General features: G+C 73.2%; 4 protein-coding genes and 1 pseudogene. 4 read left to right on the forward strand and 1 reads right to left on the reverse strand.

The genetic code is table 11. The annotated features are described in order from the left end of the window. From VFO68_RS14725 to VFO68_RS14740, 4 genes and pseudogenes are all read left to right on the forward strand, one after another. A pseudogene (locus VFO68_RS14725) lies at positions 1–306 on the forward strand (hypothetical protein); the annotation flags it as partial. Then, positions 303–1,097 (forward strand): isocitrate lyase/phosphoenolpyruvate mutase family protein, encoded by a 795-nt coding sequence (locus VFO68_RS14730; RefSeq protein ID WP_325158834.1) that lies wholly within the window; start codon positions 303–305, stop codon positions 1,095–1,097. The pseudogene VFO68_RS14725 and the gene VFO68_RS14730, both read left to right, overlap by 4 nt. Positions 1,098–1,140: 43 nt before the next feature. Further along, positions 1,141–1,746 (forward strand): cysteine hydrolase family protein, encoded by a 606-nt coding sequence (locus VFO68_RS14735; RefSeq protein ID WP_325158835.1) that lies wholly within the window; start codon positions 1,141–1,143, stop codon positions 1,744–1,746. Positions 1,747–1,753: 7 nt separating this feature from the next. Beyond that, complete coding sequence (locus VFO68_RS14740; RefSeq protein WP_325158836.1) at positions 1,754–2,680, forward strand: GlxA family transcriptional regulator; 927 nt, start codon at positions 1,754–1,756, stop codon at positions 2,678–2,680. Here VFO68_RS14740 and VFO68_RS14745 read toward each other — a convergent pair. Further along, positions 2,656–3,031: sortase domain-bontaining protein (locus VFO68_RS14745; RefSeq protein WP_325158837.1), on the reverse strand; the 376-nt coding region annotated here is incomplete at its 5' end. The genes VFO68_RS14740 and VFO68_RS14745 overlap by 25 nt on opposite strands.

Raw genomic sequence — 3,031 nt, forward strand, 5'->3', positions numbered from 1 at the left:
GAGGCGTGCGGCGGGGTGTGGGACGAGGCCACGGCTGCCCGGATCGGTCTGCTGGTGCAGGCCTGTGACGCGACGGCCGGGCTGGTCCGCAACGCCGGCGAGCGCGGAGCGGACGGGACGCCGGAGGAGACGGTGGCGGCCACGCTGCGCGAGGACCCGCCGGTCCGGTCCACCCGCCGGGTGCGCGACGGCGAGCCGGTGACCGTCGACCTCAGCACGCTGCCGTTCGGAGCCGGCCCGCACGCCTGCCCCGGCCGGGAGCACGCCGTGGCCATCGCCTGCGGAGTCGTGGCGGGTCTGCGATGAGCGAGCGTGCCTTCCACGCCCTGCACCACACCGGGAAACCGTTGCTGCTGCCCAATGCCTGGGACTTCGCCTCGGCCGTCGCGCTGGCCGGGGCGGGGTTCGCCGCCGTCGGAACGACCAGCCTGGGGGTCGCGGCCGCCGCCGGTCTGCCGGACGGGGACGGCCTGGCCCGGGCCGAGACCGTGGCCCTGATGCGCCGGCTGCGGGGGTTGCGCTGCCCGGTCACGGTGGACATCGAGTCCGGGTTCAGTGAAGATCCGGCCGAGGTGGGCGCGCTGGCCGCCGAACTGGCCGAACTGGGCGCCGCCGGCGTCAACATCGAGGACGGCCGTCCACACGGGACCCTCGCCGACCCGGGTCACCAGGCCGAACTGATCGCCGCGGTGAAGCGGAGCGCACCCGGGCTGTTCGTCAACGCCCGGGTGGACACCTACTGGTCCGGCATGGACGCGCTGCCGGCCGGCACCATCGAGCGCGCCCTGCGCTATCTCGCGGCCGGCGCCGACGGGATCTTCGTGCCCGGACCGGACCGGGACGACCACATTGGGGAACTGGTCTCGGCGATCCCGGCGCCGGTGAACATCCTGTTCCTGCCGCACCGGCACACCCTGGCCCGGCTGACCGAACTGGGCGTGCGGCGGATCAGCACCGGTTCGCTGCTGTTCCGGGTGGCGCTGCGCACGGCGGTGGACACGGCCCGCGCGATCCGCGACAACCATCCGGTCACCGCGGAGGCGCCGAGCTACCAGGAGGTCGACGCGATGACCAGATCGGTCCGCACCCAGGCCTGAACCGACCTGTCGCCGAGCCCTCCCCGCAGCCAGACTCATCCGCATGACCAACGCCCTCATCGTGATCGACGTCCAGGAGTCCTTCCGCCAGCAGCCGATCTGGCGGCTGACCGCCAACCCCGACATCGTCGACAAGGTCAACCGGCTGGTCGAGCTCGCCCGGTCCCGGGGCGACCTCGTGGTCTGGGTGCTGCACGCCGACCACGGCACCGGCAGCCTGTTCGACCCAACCAAGGGACACGTCCGGCTGATCGAGGGGCTGCACCAGGCGCCGGGCGAGCCGACCCTGACCAAGACCGCGCACAACGCGTTCACCACAACGAACCTGCAGCAGCTGTTGACCGCCAGGGGGATCCGCGACCTGACCGTCTGCGGCATCCGCACCGAGCAGTGCTGCGAGACCACCGCCCGGGTCGCGTTCGACCTCGGCTACCGGGTCACCTTCGCCATCGACGCCACCACGACCACCCCGATCGCGCACCGGGACGCGCCGCCGAACCTGAGCCCGGACGAGCTGATGGCCGACCCGCGCACGCTGTCCGCCGACGACGTGATCGAGCGGACCGCCTACGCGCTGGCCGGCCGGTTCGCCCGGATCCGCACGGTCGACGAGCTGACCGGGGTCGCCGAAGTGCTGCCGGTAGGCTGACCAGATCATGTCCCTCGTGGTCCTCGTGCTGGTCCCCGGAGTGCACCTGCTCGACCTCGGCGGTCCGGCCCAGGTGTTCTCCAGCGCGGCCGAACGCGGCCACGACTACCAGCTCGCCTACCTCGCCGAGCGACCGGAAGTCGTTACCGCGCAAGGACTTCCGGTCCGCACGGCGATGGAGTGGCCGGAGCTGGGCCCGGACGACCTGATCCTGGTGCCCGGCTGGCGCACGTCGACCATGACCGCGGCGGACCGGTTGCGCGAGCCCACCCTGGCCCGGTTGCGCGCGCACCACGCCGCGGGCGGAACCGTGGCCAGCGTGTGCGCCGGCGCGGACGCCCTGGGCCGGGCCGGGCTGCTGGACGGCCGGCGCTGCACCACCCACCACCACCTGCAGGACCAGTTGGCCCGCCGGTACCCGAAGGCGAAGGTCGTGCGCGACGTGCTGTACGTGGTCGACGACCGGGTGGTCACCTCGGCCGGCATCGCCAGCGGGATCGACCTGGCGCTGTCGATCGTGGCCGCCCGGCACGGTCCGGGCGCGGCCGGCCGGGTGGCCCGGGACATGGTCGTCTACGCCCGGCGCAACGGCGACGAGCCGCAGGCCAGCGCGCTGCTGCGGCACCGGTCGCATCTCAACGAGGCGGTGCACCGGATCCAGGACCTGCTGGAGGCCCGGTTCACCGACCGGTTGACGCTGTCCGACCTGGCCGCGGCGTCCGGGTTCAGCGAGCGCACGGTGACCCGGATGTTCGGCCGGGCGACCGGCCTGACCCCGTTGCGCTACCAACAGGTTCTGCGGCTCGAACGGGCCGAGCACCTGATCGGGCACGGGGCGACGGTGGAGACCGCCGCCCGAGCGGTCGGCTTCGAGGACCCGCGCATGCTGCGCCGGCTGCGTTCCCGCGGTCACGCCACCAACCTGTCGGCGTAGATGATGACGTTGTCGAGGTAGCTGCCGCGGCGGCGGTCGAAGGCGCCGCCGCAGGTGATCAGGCGGAGCACCGGGGCGGCCGAGTCGCTCCAGATCCGGTCGGCCGGCAGTTCGGTCTTGGCCGCCTGTTCCTTGGCGGTGACCGCGAACGTGGTGTCGTGGTCGGGATAGTGCACGGTCACCCGGTCGCCGGCGCGCAGCTCCCGCAACCGGTTGAACACGTCCGGGCCCTTGGCCTTGGAGTCCACATGGGCCACCACGACCGCCGGACCGGGGTCGCCGGGTTGCGGCCCCCGGTCGTACCAGCCCGCTCTGCCGAAGTCCGGGGTCTGCATCGCGCCGTCGGGCAGC

Origin of the sequence: Actinophytocola sp., assembly GCF_035712165.1 — a bacterium.
In the GTDB taxonomy this organism is placed as follows: domain Bacteria; phylum Actinomycetota; class Actinomycetes; order Mycobacteriales; family Pseudonocardiaceae; genus DASYTH01.